We start from the raw sequence: 18,753 nt of genomic DNA, 5'->3' as shown, positions 1-18,753 counted from the left end.
TGTTTTGATTCTGCTTGATGGTTTTTGGTACCCAATAGAACAAACAAAAAAGGCGAGCCAAACTCAAAAGCCCAACTCGCCTTTACAGAATTAAAAATAGCCTACACTTTAAACTTATCCAAAGATTTTGCTTGCTCTATCGTTATTTCTACCATGGTCTCACACAAGCTAGACTGTTCAGTCGCCGCATCAGAAACCGACTGACTGATATCACGAATGTTCGTCGTATTGCGATTAATTTCGTTGGACGTTGCACTTTGCTCTTCCGCTGCAGCGGCTATTTGTACCGTCATCTCATTAATTTCATTAATACTGGCACGAATGGCTTCTAACGACGCTTTCGCCTGATTCGCAATGTGCTGAGTGGCGTTGGCACTTTCTCGACTCTCAAGAATGACTTTCTCAGCCCCTCTCACACCATTTTGAAGTTGCTGAATCATTTTCTGAATTTGTTCGGTCGATTCTTGTGTCTTCGAGGCTAATGTTCTCACCTCATCCGCAACAACAGCAAACCCTCGACCTTGCTCGCCCGCTCTGGCCGCTTCAATCGCAGCATTTAAAGCCAATAAGTTCGTTTGATCCGCAATATCGGTTATCACTGTCAAAATAGATTCGATATTATTACTGTATACGACTAACTCATTGATGGTCGTAACTACGCCGCCCATTTTATCGGTCAACTGCGCAATCGAAGCCGTCGTACGTTCCACCACAAGAGAGCCTTCTTTCGCTGCTGCATCGGCATGATTAGCGCGACTGGCGGCCGTTTGAGCGTTATCCGCCACATCATGAGCCGTGGCTGACATTTGGTGCATGGCCGTCGCTAACTGATCCAGTTCATTCAGCTGAGTATAAAGCTCTGAGGAAGAACGTGCAGAAGAGGCTGCCGTTTTATCGGTATTTTCACGGACACGTAAAGACCGTCCTTTTACTTCACGTATCATTTGCTGTAGGTAATCAACAAACTGATTAAACTCACTCGATACGGCACCAAATTCATCATTGCTGATGATGTCTAAGCGCTTGGTTAAATCCCCTTCTCCACCATTGATCTCCTGTAAAGACTCACGCAAGGCGCGCAAAGGTTCCAACAGACGAGTAACCACAACATACAAGATAATCGAAACCAGCAAACCGGCAATCAAGGTACTCCATAAGGCTATCCAACCAAAGGAGCGCACGTCAGCAAATAATTTAGCCTCGTCCAATACCACGCCAATGTACCAATCAGCCCCGTATAAATTCGGTAATGGACTAAACGACACATAAACCGATGTGCCATCTGCGAGTGTATTTGGCAACAAATCATTACTCAAAGTTGGCACGCCGCCTTGCAATAAATCCGCTACGGATTTGCCATTCAGATCGGCGTTTGGATGACTGATGATCTTGCCCGATTTATTTAACAAAAAGGCATAACCGGTCTCGTTAAAATTTAAGGTGTTCACCGCATCTGATACGGTTTTGAGACTCAGATCTCCACCAAACGCCCCTTTGAATTGACCGCGGTCCGAAAAATCGGCAATCACTGAAATCAAAATGTCCCCTTCCGTAGACACATAAGGTTCAGTCAATATAGCTTGTTTCTGGTTTTTGCCCATATCATACCAAGGGCGTTTGCGAGCATCCCAACCCGGTGGATTCCAATTAGGATCGTTCGTAAAACGAGGACCACCACTGTCCAAACCACCAAATAGTAATAAAAATTCTTTTTGGTAAATAGGAAGATCAAAGGCGTTTTGAATCGTCTCTGGGCTAAAATCGGCATCCACTGTCTGTGAAATCGACTCAATTAAATCCATTTTATTTTTAAGCCAATTATCCACCTGTAACGCCAAGGCTTTACTGCTTTCTTGCGTACTGGTCATGGTTTTTTCAAACAGTGCCGCACGCAGACTTGAGTATTGCAACCAAGAGTACATCGAGAATGCCAACACAACGACCACGGAAGCACACAACACCACTTTATGAGAGACTTTCATTCACTTTACCTACCAATATTAAATTTAAGCAAGCCATATACCTGCTTCCCTGCAAAATCCAAACGACCTTTAATATGACCATAAAATTGTGTCAATTTAACGAATTTCAGTGGAATTTATCTTAATGCTCATCAAAGCACCACCTTTAACCATTGTTTTTTGTGGTAACTAAAGTTTAGGCAGAGAATAAAAAAGCCCCCACAATCTTTGAGAAAAGTGGGGGCTGGCTGTTGGCAGCACTAACTAAAGGACAAAACGCCCTTAGGAGATCAAGCTAGATCAAAACGATCCAGCTCCATTACTTTCGTCCACGCAGCGACAAAATCTTTCACAAAGCGTTCTTGTGAATCAGCACAAGCATAGACTTCAGCAATTGCACGAAGTTGTGAATTGGAGCCAAACACCAAATCGGCGCGTGTGGCTGTCCATTTAATTTTACCCGTTTTGCGATCACGGCCTTGGAATTCGTCCTCTTTCTCAGAAGTGGCGAACCATTTCGTTCCCATATCCAATAAATTCACAAAGAAATCATTGCTTAACGTTTCTGGCTGCTGTGTCAACACCCCATGAGAAGATTGTGCGACATTAGCACCCAGTACTCGCAATCCGCCGACGAGCACCGTCAATTCTGGTGCTGATAGCGTGAGCAGCTGCGCCTTGTCTAACAACAACTCTTCCGTTGACACTGTGTACCGACCTTTTTGGTAATTACGGAAACCATCCGCAATAGGCTCAAGAACAGCAAAAGATTCCACATCCGTTTGTTCTTGAGTGGCATCACCACGACCGGGAGTAAACGGCACTGTCACGTCCAAATCTGCCGCTTTCGCTGCTTTCTCGATACCAACAGAACCTGCTAACACAATAAGATCTGCAAGAGAAATTTGCTTATTGCCAGACTGTGCTTTATTAAACTCAACTTGAATGGCTTCTAATGTTGCCAAGACATTAGCAAGTTGCTCAGGCTGATTAACAGCCCAGTCTTTTTGCGGTGCTAAACGAATACGAGCACCGTTTGCACCACCACGCATATCCGAGCCACGGAAAGTAGACGCTGACGCCCACGCCGTTGAAACCAACTGCGATACGCTCAAGCCTGATGCTAAAATTTTTGCCTTCAAATCAGCGACGTCTTGTTCATTGACCAATTCATGGGTGACTGCTGGAATCGGATCTTGCCAAATCAGCTCTTCTTGAGGAACCAAAGGCCCTAAATAACGAGAAACTGGCCCCATGTCACGGTGTGTTAATTTAAACCATGCACGCGCAAACGCATCCGCAAGCTGATCTGGATTTTCGTGGAAACGCTTAGAGATTTCTGCGTAAATTGGATCCACCTTTAGCGCCATATCCGCTGTAGACATCATCGGAGCATGACGTTTTGATGGATCATGAGCATCCGGCACAGCATCCGCTAAGGCACCATCTTTAGGTTTCCACTGAGTGGCGCCGGCAGGGCTCTTAGTCAGCTCCCAGTCGTAGCCAAGTAAGGTGTCAAAGTAGCCGTTATCCCACTGAATTGGGTTCGGTGTCCAAGCGCCTTCTAAACCACTGGAAATGGTATCTACGCCGTTACCTTGACCTTGGCTGTTACGCCAACCGAAACCTTGCTCAGTAATATCAGCGGCTTCAGGATCTGCCCCAACTTGAGCGGCATCACCAGCACCATGAGTTTTACCAAACGTATGGCCACCCGCGACCAATGCAACCGTTTCTTCATCGTTCATCGCCATACGCTCAAACGTATCACGAATGTCATGGGCTGACGCTAACGGATCAGGCTTACCGTCTGGGCCTTCTGGGTTAACGTAAATCAAGCCCATTTGTACCGCCGCTAATGGGTTTTCAAGATCTCGGTCACCCGAGTAACGACTCTCTTCACCACCGCTTAATTCTAACCACTCTTTTTCAGCGCCCCAGTAAATATCATCTTCTGGTTCCCACACATCAACACGGCCACCAGCAAAGCCAAAGGTTTTAAATCCCATGGACTCCAATGCACAGTTGCCCGCTAAAATCATTAAATCTGCCCAAGAAATCTTACGGCCATATTTTTGCTTGATAGGCCAAAGCAAACGGCGCGCTTTGTCTAAGTTGACGTTGTCAGGCCAGCTATTTAATGGTGCAAAGCGTTGGGTACCAGATGACGCTCCACCGCGGCCATCGGCTGTACGATAAGTACCCGCACTATGCCAAGCCATACGAATAAAAAATGGACCGTAATGACCATAATCCGCTGGCCACCAATCTTGTGAGTCCGTCATCAAAGCATACAAATCTTGACGCACAGCGTCTAAATCCAAGCTATTAAACTCTTTAGCGTAATCAAAATCCTCGCCCATAGGATTGGATTTCGCCGAGTGCTGATGCAAAATTTTTAAATTCAGCTGATTAGGCCACCAATCTTTATTGGATGTTCCACGGCCTGCAAATTGTCCGGCACTTGTTGCGCTCGTTGCGCCATGATTAAAAGGACATTTACCTTCACTAGACATACTCTTCTCCTGCTATTCTGACTGACTGTTTGTTCACTCTACACGAGTTTTGTGACACAAAATAAAATACTCTTCTCTCTTGTCCTAATAGTTATAGCCCCTGATGGACCAAGTTGCTAATAAATAAAACCTAATATTCCAATAGGCTACGCCACAAAAGGCCTCATTTTTCATGACATCACATGACAATAACCCAGTAGTACTCATTCATCATAAAGCATGCTTTACTTAGATAAACATGACTTAACTCACGATTTAGGAAAGCATCATGCATATTATCAATGCTCGTTTGCGACACCGCCCAGAGCTATTCTCCATTCAGATTACCAATGGTATTTTCAGCAAGATAACACCTCAAAACGATAGGTTAGTCGCAGCAGAAAACCATGTTGACGCAGGTGGAAAACTCGTTTGCGCTCCTTTTGTCGAACCCCATATTCATCTGGACGCAGCGTTAACCGCTGGTGAGCCAGAATGGAACCAAAGCGGCACCTTATTCGAAGGCATCGAGCGCTGGAGTCAACGCAAACCCATGTTGAATGAAGCGGATATTCGACGTCGCGCCTTATCCACCATAGAGCTTTTGGTACAAAACGGCGTACAGGCTATTCGAACTCATGCGGATACCACTGACCCAACCCTAGTCGGTGTTCGCACGCTTTGCGCGCTTCGTGATGAGCTAAAAGACAAAATTGATTTACAGGTGGTAGCCTTTCCCCAAGACGGCATGTTGTCTTACCCCAATGGCTTAAAACTGATGGAAGAAGCGTTGGAAATTGGCGCCGATGTGGTTGGTGGCATTCCGCACTTCGAATACACTCGAGAATTGGGTGAAAAATCTGTCAAACTGATTATAGAATTGGCCAAAAAGTACGATCGGTTGATCGATGTGCATTGCGACGAAATCGATGATCCCAATTCTCGTTTTTTGGAATTCCTTGCCTGTGAAGCGTTATTCCATGATATGGGATCCAAAGTCACTGCAAGCCACACCACCGCCATGCACTCTTATGACAATGCCTATTGCTCGAAGCTGTTTCGTTTATTGAAACACTCCGGTATTAACTTTATATCCTGTCCGACGGAAAGCATTCACTTGCAAGGTCGCTTTGACAGCTACCCAAAACGCCGTGGCGTCACGAGAGTCAAAGAGCTTAGAGAAGCCAATATCAACGTCTGCCTAGGACAGGACTCTATCTTTGATCCTTGGTATTCATTAGGCAATGGTAAGTTGCTTCGCACCTTAGATTACGCCATGCATATCTGCCAAATGATGGGATATCAAGACTACGCTCGGGCATTAGATATGATTACTGACAACAGTGCTCGTACCTTGTGCTTACAAGGGTATGGCATAGAAGTCGGCAACGCTGCAAACTTTATCTTGCTGGATGGACACGATGATTACAGCGTTTTACGTCAGCAAGGCGAAGTACGGCTTTCGGTACGCCATGGCGAAATCATCATGCAACGCCAGCCCTCTAAAGTCATTTCTCCGCCTTGGATTACTGGTGCAACAACGCGCTAAATCTTCAATAAATAGATCAAGAGATAACCGACTTGTATAAAACACTTAATAAGGAAGTTGGCAACTTTAAAGTCTAAAGGGGGGATTGATGGTGGTAAGAAACGCACTTTCTTAACAAAAGCAACCTTGCTCTTTAACCGTGGTTAAAGAGCAAGGTCATTTCATTCATTATGGCTTATCTGTTGGGCAGTTCTCCATGCCAACGCGATAAGTGGAAACGGTACTCATGTCGGCAAACTTACGAAAAGCATTGAATGCATCATAATTAGGCTTGTAGCTCACCGTGTAATTCATATTGATTTGAGCGCCAAAATTATTGGGCGTAAACGATGCGTCTTGGCTTATTATTTGGAATTCTTCTAGTTTGTTCTTTTTACCAAAAGCGATCACTTCTTGTGTTTTGGATTTATAAATCGCTCCCACATCCACATCAGAATTAGGCTGAAGGTTTTCCATGTAAGAAAAAGATGTGATGTCCTTACTTTCACAAACGGGTAACTCTGTGGTGTCCTCTGCCGCCAATTGCGTAGAAGAAACCATAAGTGGCACTATCGCAACCAATGCAGACAAACAAGATTTCATAATTTCTATCCTATGCGTTTAAAAAATCACCAAAAAACGAAACGATTTCGCGTTTCACACCAATACTATATTTTGTGGCTTCCCATCAGCAAAAGCTACGACATTTTCAAACGCTTTCTCAAAATATAATTCGTAGCTGGCCTTTTCAACGTATCCTATATGCGGTGTACAAAGCACATTTGGCAGAGACAATAGAGGCTGATTATCAGCATTCGCAGGTTCGGTCTCAAATACATCGACAGCTGCCCGTTTGCTCGGGTTAGACAACATTTCACGATACAAGGCATCGCTTTCAATCAACTCAGCTCGACTGGTGTTTACCAATAAAGAGTCTGGCTTCATCAATGCCAAATCCTTCTGAGTCACAATCGCTTTGGTCGCATCGTTAAGTCGCAAATGCAGCGTAACAATATCTGCACTTTGGAAGAATTCGGCTTTAGATGATGCCGCAGTCAAGCCATGTTGTTGCGCTAACGTTCTAGAACTTTCACTGCCCCAAACCAACACCTTCATACCAAAAGCTTTGGCATATTGCGCGATTCGTTGTCCAATTTTACCGTAGCCCCAAATCCCTAATACAGAGCCATTCAACACTCGACCTAAACCCAAAGAGCCAGACTGTTGCCAGTGACCTTGCGAAAATTGCGCAACATACTCAGGAATATGTCGACTGGCTGACATGATTAACCCCCAACATAACTCAGAGGGGGCTACAGGCGAACCCACACCCTCAGCCACTGCCACACCGTACTGATGGCAAAGCTTGGCATCAATGTGATTACTGATTTTTCCCGTTTGACTAATCAGTTTCAAATTAGGCAAGTTGGCCAGTAAAGCTTCCGTAATCACCGTGCGTTCCCGTATCAGAACAAGCGCCTCAAAGTCCTTTAACTTATCAACTAAATCATCCGTCTTGCTAAAGGTTTCATTAAACACATGCACATCATGGCCTTGCAAAAGGCAAAAACATGAAAGATCTTTGACTGCATCTTGATAATCATCCAATACCGCTATTTTCACGAGAAAGCCCTCTTTCGATCCTATTGCTGTTACCTATTAAATTGCGCTTATCATCCGTCAAGTGAATGCAAAACACCAGAGCAAAAAAAGCCCCACGTTAGGTGGGGCTAAAGACAGAGATTACCTTTACGCATTGATCGCAACGTCTTACAACGTCACGAACGAAATCAAGACGACGTAAAAATAGACGCCTTACACACGCTCAAATACCGTCGCTATACCTTGCCCCATACCAATACACATAGTAGCAAGGCCAATCGTCGCGTCTTTCTCGCGCATCACATTGAGTAGCGTTGTTGAAATACGCGTGCCGGAGCAACCTAGTGGATGACCCAATGCAATCGCGCCACCGTTCAAATTCACCTTATCATCAACAAGATCCAGTAAACCAAGATCTTTTAATACTGGAATAGACTGGGCAGCAAAGGCTTCGTTTAGTTCAACAATCTCAATATCCGCTATGGTCAATCCTGCACGTTTCAGCGCTTTTTTCGTCGCAGGAACAGGGCCGTATCCCATAATGGCTGGATCACAACCCGCTACCGCCATGCTACGTACTTTGGCAATCGGCGTTAAACCTAACTCGTGTGCTTTCTTCGCCGACATCATCAACATAGCCGATGCACCATCAGACAAAGCAGAAGATGTGCCTGCTGTTACCGTCCCCACTTTAGGCATAAACACGGGCGCTAAAGACGCTAAAGATTCCAGCGAGGTTTCTGGGCGAATAACTTCATCCACTTCCACTAGGATCTTATTCCCTTCCGCATCGTGACCCTCTATAGAAACAATTTCATTAGCAAAACGACCTTGTAGCGTCGCTTCATGGGCTAAACGATGGGAGCGTACAGCAAAAGCATCTTGTGCTTCACGGCTCACACCGTGCATTTTCCCTAGCATTTCCGCCGTTACCCCCATCATCATCGAGGCTTTTGCCATATGTTTGGACAGTGCTGGGTTAACGTCTACGCCGTGCATCATCCCCACGTGGCCCATATGCTCAACACCGCCGACCACAAACACATCACCTTGGCCTGTCATGATCGCTTGAGCCGCCGTGTGAATGGCGGACATAGACGAACCACATAAGCGGTTCACCGTCTGAGCGGCGCTCGTAATCGGCAACCCTGCCAACAAAGACACGGCACGGGCCATATTAAAGCCTTGCTCTAGAGTTTGGTTCACACACCCCCAGATAAGATCCTCCACGTCTTTTTGATCTACCGTTGGATTGCGCTTAAACAAAGCTTTTACTAACGCTGCCGATAAATTTTCTGCTCGTACATTACGGAATACGCCATTTTTCGTTTTACCCATTGGTGAGCGAACGGCGTCGATAATAACGACATCATTTGGATTCAGTTTCATGAAAATTCTCCTCTAACCTATGGGAAGTTATGCGCCGTAAAAAGTATCGTTGTTACTGGCCATGTCACGCATCTTCGCGGTTGGCTCGTACAACTTACCTAAGTGGCTGTATTTGTCTGCAAGATCACAAAACGCCTGCAGTCCCATTTGGTCTAGGTAATGCAAGGCACCACCAAGGTATGGAGGGAAACCAATACCATAAATTAACCCCATATCCGCTTCTGCAGCTGATGCGACTATGTTTTCTTCTAGGCAACGCACTGTTTCGATACAAAGTGGTATCATCATACGAGCCACAATATCGTCTTCTGTCAATTCAGCATGAGAGCTCACTACAGGCGCAAGTAAGTCATTAATTTCGTCGTTAAAAACTTTCTTCGGCTTACCTTTACGATCTGCTTCGTAACGATAGAAGCCATGACCATTCTTTTGACCAAAACGCTTCAACTCAAATAAACGATCTACCGCATTGGTGCCGTCATGTTTCATACGATCAGGGAAGCCTTCCGCCATCACTTGATCGGCATGGTACGCTGTGTCAATACCCACCACATCAAGCAAGTAAGCCGGACCCATTGGCCAACCGAATTTCTCCATGGTTTTATCCACTACTTGGAAATCTGCGCCTTCTTGCATCATCAAGGAGAAACCAGCAAAGTAAGGGAACAATACACGGTTTACAAGGAAGCCTGGACAGTCATTTACCACGACAGGTGTTTTGCCCATGGCTTGAGCATAGGCTACGGTTTTTGCAATGGCCGCATCGCTGGTTTTTTCACCGCGAATCACTTCCACCAATGGCATACGATGCACAGGGTTAAAGAAATGCATACCACAGAAATTTTCTGGGCGTTTTAGATCTTTCGCCAATTCAGTAATGGAAATCGTCGAGGTATTCGACGTTAAAATAGCATCGTCGGCTATTTTGGTTTCTACCTCAGCCAACACAGATTTTTTGATTTTGACGTTTTCAACCACCGCTTCGACTACTAGATCAACGTGCTCAAATTCGCCATAACTTAACGCTGGAATAATACCATTCATGGCTTTAAAGGCTTGATCTGTGGTTAAACGTCCGCGTTCTACCTGACCATTAAACAGTTTATTCGCTTCACTCAAACCTAACTCTAAGGCTTCAGGGCGAATATCTTTCATGATGATTGGCGTGCCTTTAGAGGCGGACTGATAAGCCACACCTCCCCCCATAATCCCTGCTCCCAAAACAGCGGCTTGTTTGACTGGCGTAGCATTTTTCGCATATTTACCTGCGGTTTTCTTAATCTGTTGATCGCTTAAGAAAAGATTCACAAGTGCTTTAGCCACAGGGCCTTTGGCCAATTTAACAAAGCCTTTTATCTCTGTCTCTATGGCTTTTTCCATATCTTGGCTAATGCCCTTTTCGATAGTCTTGATGGCCGCCATAGGCGCAGGATAATGTTTACCTGCCTTAGCCCCAACCACACCACGAACGGACTCGAAAATCATCATTTTTTCAATGGGTGAAAACACCATAGGGGCACGCAATTCTTCACGACGTGCATGGTAATCCAACTTCCCGTCGAGCACTTGTTGGATAAGATGACGTGCCGACTCATTCACTTTTGCCGCCGGGACCACCGCATCAACCGCGCCATCTTTGAACGCTTCTTCACTGCGTTTTTGAGCGCCACCACAAATCCATTCGCAAGCATTATCCGCACCGATTAAGCGAGGCAAACGAACCGTACCACCCCACCCAGGATAAATACCCAATTGTGTTTCTGGCAAACCGATTTTCGCAGAATCCGCCATCACTCGATAATCACAGGCCAACACCAGTTCCATACCACCGCCAAGCGCAATACCATTAATGGCCGCAACCGTTGGGCAGCATAGATTCGAAATGTCGTTAAAAATAGTATGAGCAAGGCGAAGTTTATCGGACAATTCATCCTCTTCGAGTTCAAACCAAGTAGTAAACTCAGTTATGTCAGCTCCTACGACAAAAACGTCTTTCGCACTGGCAAAAATAACGCCTTGCAAATCATCAATGTGTTTGAGCGCAGTAACGGCTTCGGCCAATTCATTCAAGGTAAGGCTATTGAACTTATTGACCGATTCACCGACCAAATCCAGAGTGACAGTTGCCACGCCGGCATCATCGACTGCAACCTTGATTGCTTGTCCTTCGAAAATCATGCTGGTCTCCCATTATTTTTATTTTGATGACGATGGCATTTGCGCTCACCGTCATCCGGTATTTAAAGGCAGTTTAGACGTAAGATTACTCAGCTAAACCGACTGTTCTCTCAAAAATCACAAGCTTTTTTCCAGCTCAGGCACAGCATCAAACAAATCCGCTACCAAGCCATAATCCGCTACTTGGAAAATGGGCGCGTCTTCGTCTTTGTTGATGGCAACAATCACCTTGGAATCCTTCATGCCGGCCAAATGCTGAATCGCACCCGAAATACCAACGGCAATATAAAGATCCGGCGCAACGGTTTTACCTGTTTGGCCAACTTGTAAATCGTTTGGCACAAAACCCGCATCGACAGCAGCACGTGATGCACCAATAGCAGCACCAAGTTTGTCTGCAACGCCTTCTAGCAATTTGAAGTTTTCGCCATTCCCCATACCACGACCACCTGAAATAATCACGTTGGCGGCCGTCAATTCAGGACGGTCAGATTCGGCTAGCTGCTCCTTCACAAAGCGACTGCGATCAGAGGCAATCACTTGCGAAAGCACTTCACGCTCGGCGTTGCCGCCTGTGCTCGCTGCTGCATCAAAACCGGTTGAACGAACCGTCAACACTTTTACCGCGTCTGTGGTTTTTACCGTAGCAATGGCGTTACCTGCGTAAATTGGACGAACAAAGGTGTCTGCGGATTCGACTTTAATAACGTCAGACAACTGCGCCACGTTTAAAAGCGCCGCCACACGTGGCAAGGTATTTTTCCCTGTTGTGGTTGCAGGCGCTAAGATATGACCGTAGCCACTGGCTATATCAACAACTAATTTGGAGACATTTTCAGCCAATTGATGCTCATAAACGGCGTTATCAGCCACCAATACTTTACTGACACCAGCCACTTGCGACGCTTGCTCAACAACGGTTTGGCATTCGAAACCTACCACCAATAAATGCACATCGGCACCAATCTGAGTGGCTGCGGTCACTGTGTTTAATGTCGCAGGTTTTAAAGATTTATTATCGTGTTCGGCAAGGATTAAAATGCTCATGACACCACCTTCGCTTCATTTTTAAGTTTGTCTACCAGTTCCGCTACAGAACCCACTTTGATACCACCAGCACGTTGTGGCGGGGGTGTAACCGATACGATGCTGACATTAGAGCCAACTTCTACACCAAGATCGGCTGGGGTTTTGACATCCAATGGCTTTTTCTTCGCTTTCATAATATTTGGCAAAGAAGCAAAACGTGGCTCATTCAAACGCAGATCTGTGGTAATCACCGCAGGTAAGGTAATAGCCAGTGTCTGCAAACCACCGTCAATTTCACGGGTGACGTGCGCCTCACCGTTTTCAATCACCACCTCTGAGGCAAACGTTGCTTGCGGGTAATCCAATAAAGCCGCCAGCATTTGGCCGGTTTGGTTATTATCAGAATCGATAGATTGTTTACCCATGATCACTAAATCAGCGGCTTCTTCTTGGGCCACCTTAGCAATTAACTTGGCAACCGATAAAGAATCCAAACCGTCTTCTGTTTCCACTTGGATCGCGCGATCAGCACCCAAAGCCAATGCCGTGCGTAAGGTTTCTTGGCAAGATTTAGACCCCACCGAGACCACCACAACGTCAGAAGCGATACCTTTTTCTTTTAGACGAATGGCCTCTTCCACAGCGATTTCACAGAAAGGGTTCATGGACATTTTGACATTGGTAAGATCGACCGCTGTATGGTCGGCTTTGACGCGAACTTTGACGTTGTAATCTATCACTCGCTTTACAGATACTAAGATTTTCATAAGCCCCTCGTATTTATTATTAAGCTTTCTTTCATGCATTAAACTGACCCATATTGCCAGATCCATGTCATGCAAACATTCCCTATCAATAGAACGCTTTACTTACCCTCTATAGTAGTTTGGGAATGCTTTTCATCAATAACAAAAAAGCGCCAGTTAACTGACAAAAATATTCAGACATAAACCGCACAATATTTTCAGCGGACAACAAGGACTGATTCGTCCCCTTTCTAGGTCTTTCAGTCTAGTGCCTAAGATAAAAAAAAGCCCCACTAAAAAGTGAAGCTTTCTGTCATACGCTACACGCCACTTATTTATTGCGCGATAAAAAGGCGGTAAAGGCTTGATGTGCCTCAGTCGATCGTAATCGATCCTTGAAAATACGCCCTTCTCGCATCAATGCCATCTGCACATCGTCTTGCCCTCTGAATTTCAGTAAATCTTTACTTAAAGCCACCGCTTCAACCGGTAAAGCAGCGATTCTTTGTGCATAGAATAAAGCCAACTTGTAGGCCTCACCTTCTTCGCACAAGTGATTTACTAGTCCCATTTCATGGGCCTGTGTTGCGCTAACCACTTCTCCTAACACAAGTATTTCAAAGGCTTTTTGATGCCCTACTAACTGAGGCAATAGGTGGCTGGATGCGGCTTCTGGCACCAAACCTAACTGTACAAATGGAAACTGTAACCGCGCTTCGCGGGAAGCCAGTACCAAATCGCAGTGCAACAGCATGGTCGCCCCCACACCCACTGCACGACCTTCAACACCCGCAATGAGTGGTTTTTTATAGCAACTCAACACCTGCAAGAAAGCCATTATTGCTTCCATTTTTTCAGGTGTTTGAGCGATGTGTACAAATTCATTAATATCATTCCCCGAAGAGAAATCCCCTCCAAGGCCATATAACATGGTGACTTTGACTTGGTCGTTATGTTCTGCGCTACGCAATGCATTCGTCAATGCTTGGTACATGTCTAAGGTAATGGCGTTTTTCTTATCGGTTCGGTTCAAACACAAAACCTGTATACCTGACTCCATACTTTCAGTAACAAAATCATTCATTACTGACACTCCTCTGATGGTAGATGAAGCACCTGTTCCTCAACCAATTTGCGCACCATAGGTCCGTCTTCAGACCAACCGTGGCAAGAATTCACCAACTTAATTAAAGCATCGGGGACATGCGTTGGGTACTTCTCTCCTAGGGGTTGCCACATAGTTTGAAAAGCGGTCGTTGCAATCACAGGAAACAACTCCAACACATGAGTACAACCCACTTTTCCACTAAAGGTTTGCTTCAGCCAACGATTCCAACCAGGCCCAATGCGCGTGCCTTTTAAAACGGAAAAGCTGGGCACCGCACCTGCGCAGTTTGGAAAAGGGAAAGCCTCCATGGAAACAGACACTCCCTTGATTAAAAAAGTGTCATCGAGCGTTAAGCAAACACTGATATCGTGAAAAGGACTGCCTTCTGGCACCACACTGCCATCAAACTCACGATTAACATCGTAAGACTTCAAATCTTGCATAGTGGCTTCTATGTCCCAAAGACCATCCTCGCGTAAAAAACCAAACGATTCGATACAGCGCCGATGCATTAGCTTGCGCTTTATTTGTGTCATTATCGCCCTCCTGATCGATATTTGAGCAAGCCTAAATTAGGCTTGCTTCTCTTCACGCAAGGCACGACGCAACACTTTCCCTACGTTTGTCTTAGGCAACTCTTTACGCACTTCAACAAACTTAGGCACTTTGTAAGCAGCTAAGTTCTCTTTACAGTATGCCCGTAGCGCTTTTTCGTCCAATGAGTCAACATTCGCTCTTAACACCACAAAGGCTTTAACCGCTTCACCCGTTTTATCGTCTGGCACGCCAATCGCTGCCGACTCAAGAATCGATGGGTGAGAAGAAAGACAATCTTCCACTTCTGTTGGGTACACATTGAAACCTGAGACAATGATCATGTCTTTGGCTCGATCCACAATTTGCAAATAGCCATCTGGATGTTGCACCGCAATGTCACCCGTAATTAAAAAGCCATCCTCAGTCATGACATCGCGCGTCGCTTCTTCGCGATTCCAATAGCCTTTCATCACCTGTGGACCACGCACGCACAGCATGCCCGCTTCTCCTTGCGGTAATGCTTCACCATTTTGGCCTTGAATTTTGATATCTGTTTCGGCCACTGGCACACCAATTGTACCAATACGTTCTTTACCAATAGGGTTAAAAGACACGACAGGAGAGGTTTCTGTTAAACCATACCCTTCGACCACTTTGCATCCTGTCACTTTTTGCCATTCATCGGCGGCCGCATGCGTGAGCGGCATACCGCCCGAACAGGTCAGTTTCAAGTGTGAAAAGTCCAACGCGCGAAAATCGGTTTTATTACAAAGCCCAACAAATAACGTATTTAGCCCAACAAAGCCTGTAAATGGCCATTTTTTTAGTTCTTTAATAAAACCTGGCAAGTCTCGTGGATTTGGGATTAATACGCTATGCGCACCTTTCTCAACTAGGGTCAAACCATGAATAAGAAAGGCGTAAATGTGATACAAGGGCAAAGGCGCAATGTAGAGTTCAGCTTTGGGTTCAATAATCGAACTTAAACGAGAACTTAGTTGGTTCAAATTGGCGATCAAATTAGCGTGCGTCAGCATGGCACCCTTGGCAACGCCTGTTGTTCCCCCAGTATATTGCAACACCGCAATTTGCTCTGGCTGACAAGCGACTTTATCGACCTGTTTATCTTTACCTTTTGCCAATACGTCGTTTAACGCAAGCGCATGAGGAAGATGGTAGGCTGGCACCATTTTTTTAACATATTTAACCACTGAGTTGACCAACAAACGTTTTAGCGGGGAGTGAAAATCGGCAATTTCAGTAATAATGACGTGTTTGATCGAGGTTTTGGCTAAGATTTTTTCGACGTTATGTGCCATGTTGGCAAACACGACCAAGGCTTTAACACCAGAGTCATTAAATTGATGCTCAAGCTCCTTCGGGGTATACAAAGGGTTAGTATTAACCACGATCAGCCCGGCTTTCATCGCACCAAAAAGAACAACAGGATATTGAATCACATTAGGCAATTGGATCGCGATGCGATCCCCAGGTATCAAATCCGTTTCGTGCTGAAGATAAGCGGCAAACTGATCGGATTTTTCATTCAACTCACGATACGTTAGTGTTCTTCCAACGCTCGTAAAGGCCGGTAGGTCAGCGTATTTGCTGACAGCCGCAGCGAGGACATCCGTTAACGACTGATAGCCATTAGGATTAAGCGACGCTGGCAAGTAGCTTCCTGGCGCTTTTCCAACATCGGCCGTGCTGTGACGAGTAGTATCCATTGACATAATAAACGCTCCATTTGTTTTTTTTATTTAGGAGAATAAGTAAACGCAAAAGCTCAACTGTGCAAATTGCCGTTGAGCTTCAGAGCATTCAAGCGCATCAAATCAAACCTAAATTGGAAAAATTTGCGTCAACTTGGTTGCTAACATAATGTCACCATCGGCTCTAATTTTACCTTGCATAAAAGCCGCCATGCCGTCTAATTCACCGCTCATGACTGCTTTGAGGGTATCTAAATCCATACTTAGAGTCACCGTAGGATCATCATGCTCCCCTTCTCCCATCTCACATTCGCCATCCGCGATAGTTAAGTGATAGCTGTCCGCATCGTCTAAGTCAAATTGAAATGTTGCCTCCATATCATCGGCTTCATCGGCATCAAATCGACCCAACATAGATTCAAACACTGATTTTGCTTCGCTCATCATAGTACCCTCTTCAACCCGTCAAAAATATTGTGTCTCGCTCATCCCGCTTCTAACTGAAGCAAAGCTGAGCGAGACGTAATTTGCTACATATTAGGCATTTAAGAAGACGAAGTTTTCTTCGTCCATTGCCAATAAGTTATCCGCGCCAGACAACATTGCCTCAACATGGGCACGCGTACGTGGCAACAAACGCTCATAATAAAAAGTAGCTGTCTGTAACTTGGCGGTATAGAAGCCCACTTCATCTGTACCTGCATCTAATTTGGCTTGCGCCGTGACGGCCATACGCGCCCAAAAGTACGCCAAAACGACATAGCCTGAGAACATCAAATAATCCACCGACGCTGCTCCGACTTCTTCTTTATTGCGCATCGCTTTCATACCGATTTTCATCGTCACATCGCCCCACTCACCATTCAATTTATCGAGAACGGTAATGTAAGATTTAAGACGCTTATCGCCTTTGTGTTCTTTACAGAATTTATGAATGATTTTGGTAAAGCGTCGCAATGTGGCACCTTGAGTCATCAATACTTTACGACCTAGTAAATCCAGCGCCTGAATGCCCGTTGTGCCCTCATACAACATAGAAATACGACAATCTCGTACATTTTGCTCCATACCCCACTCTGCAATAAAACCATGGCCACCAAACACTTGTAAGCCTTGGTTTGCCGCTTCAAAACCCGTCTCGGTTAAAAAGGCTTTAGCAATTGGAGTCAGCAACGACATTAATTCATCTGCCTCTGCTTTTTCTTCGGCGGTACCTCGTTTCATGGTATCAACCAGCATAGAACAATAATGAATTAATGCCCGTCCACCCTCAGCAAACGCTTTTTGCGTCAATAACATACGGCGAACATCTGGGTGTACTATGATAGGGTCTGCGGCTTTCTCCGGTGCTTTAGGCCCAGATAAGGCACGCATCTGCAAACGGTCTTTTGCATACGCCACAGAGTTTTGTAATGCCCATTCAGCGTGTGCTAAACCTTGCAATGCGGTTCCCAAACGAGCAGCGTTCATAAAAGTAAACATGCAGTTCAAACCACGGTTTGGCTCTCCAATAAGGAAACCTTTGGCGCCATCAAAATTCATCACACAAGTCGCGTTACCATGAATGCCCATTTTGTGTTCAATGGAACCGCAGGAAACTTGATTTCGGTCAGCAATTTCGCCACTGCTATTAACATTGTGCTTAGGCACAATGAACAATGAGATACCTTTGGTACCCGCAGGTGCATCTGGCAAACGAGCCAATACGATGTGAACAATGTTGTCCGCCATATCGTGTTCGCCTGCCGAAATGAAAATTTTCGTCCCAGTCACGGCGTAACTGCCATCAGCTTGTGGCTCTGCCTTGGTTTTCAACATACCAAGGTCGGTACCACAATGAGGCTCGGTAAGACACATGGTCCCCGTCCACTCACCGGACACTAATTTGGTCAAATAGGTTTGCTTTTGCTCATCTGTACCATGCAATTCAATGGTATTCATGGCACCATGACTCAAGCCTGGGTACATTCCCCATGACCAGTTAGACGTGGCAATCATTTCAGTAACCAACATCCCTAATGAATCGGGTAAACCTTGACCACCCATGTCTTCTGGGTGTGATAAGGACGGCCAGCCACCTTCCACATATTGCTTATAGGCTTCTTTGAAACCATCTGGCGTCGTCACCACGCCATCTTTGAACTGACAACCCTGTTGGTCGCCAATGCGGTTTAGAGGCGAAAGGACACGCTCAGCAAATTTGGCGCCTTCTTCTAGAATGGCCGCCACCATGTCTGGCGTGGCTTCTTCGGCACCTGGCAACTTGGCGTAGTGTCCATGAAGATCGAGTACTTCTTCCGTTACGAACTTGATGTCGCGCAAGGGCGCTTTATATTCTGGCATGACTTGTGACCTCTTATTGTTTTTATTCCATATGTTTCATAGGAACCTTTAATACCAGAAAGGTTCCTCTATCAGAGACTTTCTCTCAATAACAAAAGATGCCAAAGTTAATGACAAAATAGACC

The 18,753-nt window shown here is 45.5% G+C and carries 14 protein-coding genes; 1 reads left to right on the top strand and 13 read right to left on the bottom strand.

Going from position 1 to position 18,753, the window contains the following annotated elements; all coding sequences use genetic code 11:
- Positions 1-101: 101 nt before the first annotated feature.
- Positions 102-1,982 (bottom strand): methyl-accepting chemotaxis protein, encoded by a 1,881-nt coding sequence (locus DK187_RS08815; RefSeq protein ID WP_111606979.1) that lies wholly within the window; start codon positions 1,980-1,982, stop codon positions 102-104.
- 269 nt (positions 1,983-2,251) lie between these two features.
- Positions 2,252-4,477, bottom strand: coding sequence for a catalase/peroxidase HPI (gene katG / locus DK187_RS08810; protein ID WP_111606978.1), 2,226 nt, complete (start codon positions 4,475-4,477; stop codon positions 2,252-2,254).
- A 268-nt stretch (positions 4,478-4,745) separates the two neighbouring features.
- Between katG and codA the strand changes: the two genes are divergently transcribed.
- A complete protein-coding gene (gene codA / locus DK187_RS08805; protein WP_111606977.1) occupies positions 4,746-6,005 on the top strand; it encodes a cytosine deaminase in 1,260 nt (419 codons plus the stop codon).
- A 168-nt stretch (positions 6,006-6,173) separates the two neighbouring features.
- Here the strand turns inward: codA and DK187_RS08800 are convergent, their stop codons facing one another.
- The 11 genes from DK187_RS08800 to DK187_RS08750 form a co-directional block, all read right to left on the bottom strand.
- Positions 6,174-6,587: a hypothetical protein gene (locus DK187_RS08800; protein ID WP_111606976.1), complete on the bottom strand. Its 414-nt coding sequence runs from the start codon at positions 6,585-6,587 to the stop codon at positions 6,174-6,176.
- 54 nt (positions 6,588-6,641) lie between these two features.
- The gene (locus DK187_RS08795) at positions 6,642-7,607 is read right to left on the bottom strand and encodes a D-2-hydroxyacid dehydrogenase family protein (RefSeq protein ID WP_111606975.1); all 966 of its coding nucleotides are present in this window, start codon (positions 7,605-7,607) and stop codon (positions 6,642-6,644) included.
- A gap of 192 nt (positions 7,608-7,799) precedes the next feature.
- Complete coding sequence (gene fadA, locus DK187_RS08790; protein ID WP_111606974.1) at positions 7,800-8,975, bottom strand: acetyl-CoA C-acyltransferase FadA; 1,176 nt, start codon at positions 8,973-8,975, stop codon at positions 7,800-7,802.
- Between the two features lie 27 nt (positions 8,976-9,002).
- A complete protein-coding gene (gene fadB, locus DK187_RS08785; RefSeq protein ID WP_111606973.1) occupies positions 9,003-11,153 on the bottom strand; it encodes a fatty acid oxidation complex subunit alpha FadB in 2,151 nt (716 codons plus the stop codon).
- A 117-nt stretch (positions 11,154-11,270) separates the two neighbouring features.
- Complete coding sequence (locus DK187_RS08780) at positions 11,271-12,200, bottom strand: electron transfer flavoprotein subunit alpha/FixB family protein (RefSeq protein ID WP_111606972.1); 930 nt, start codon at positions 12,198-12,200, stop codon at positions 11,271-11,273.
- Positions 12,197-12,949 (bottom strand): electron transfer flavoprotein subunit beta/FixA family protein, encoded by a 753-nt coding sequence (locus tag DK187_RS08775; RefSeq protein ID WP_111607023.1) that lies wholly within the window; start codon positions 12,947-12,949, stop codon positions 12,197-12,199. The genes DK187_RS08780 and DK187_RS08775 overlap by 4 nt, the downstream gene beginning before the upstream one ends.
- 310 nt (positions 12,950-13,259) lie before the next feature.
- The gene (locus tag DK187_RS08770; RefSeq protein WP_111606971.1) at positions 13,260-14,012 is read right to left on the bottom strand and encodes an enoyl-CoA hydratase-related protein; all 753 of its coding nucleotides are present in this window, start codon (positions 14,010-14,012) and stop codon (positions 13,260-13,262) included.
- Positions 14,012-14,572, bottom strand: a complete 561-nt coding sequence (locus DK187_RS08765) for a DUF2889 domain-containing protein (RefSeq protein ID WP_111606970.1) — start codon at positions 14,570-14,572, stop codon at positions 14,012-14,014. Before DK187_RS08765 ends, DK187_RS08770 begins: the two co-directional genes overlap by 1 nt.
- A 36-nt stretch (positions 14,573-14,608) precedes the next feature.
- Positions 14,609-16,306, bottom strand: coding sequence for an AMP-binding protein (locus DK187_RS08760; protein WP_111606969.1), 1,698 nt, complete (start codon positions 16,304-16,306; stop codon positions 14,609-14,611).
- Between the two features lie 108 nt (positions 16,307-16,414).
- The gene (locus DK187_RS08755; protein ID WP_111607022.1) at positions 16,415-16,729 is read right to left on the bottom strand and encodes an SCP2 sterol-binding domain-containing protein; all 315 of its coding nucleotides are present in this window, start codon (positions 16,727-16,729) and stop codon (positions 16,415-16,417) included.
- Positions 16,730-16,822: 93 nt separating this feature from the next.
- Positions 16,823-18,628, bottom strand: coding sequence for an acyl-CoA dehydrogenase C-terminal domain-containing protein (locus DK187_RS08750; RefSeq protein WP_111606968.1), 1,806 nt, complete (start codon positions 18,626-18,628; stop codon positions 16,823-16,825).
- Between the last annotated feature and the right edge of the window lie 125 nt (positions 18,629-18,753).

It is taken from the genome of Marinomonas arctica (genome assembly GCF_003259225.1).
Lineage (GTDB): Bacteria > Pseudomonadota > Gammaproteobacteria > Pseudomonadales > Marinomonadaceae > Marinomonas > Marinomonas arctica.
This window is presented reverse-complemented; position numbering and strand designations above follow the sequence as displayed.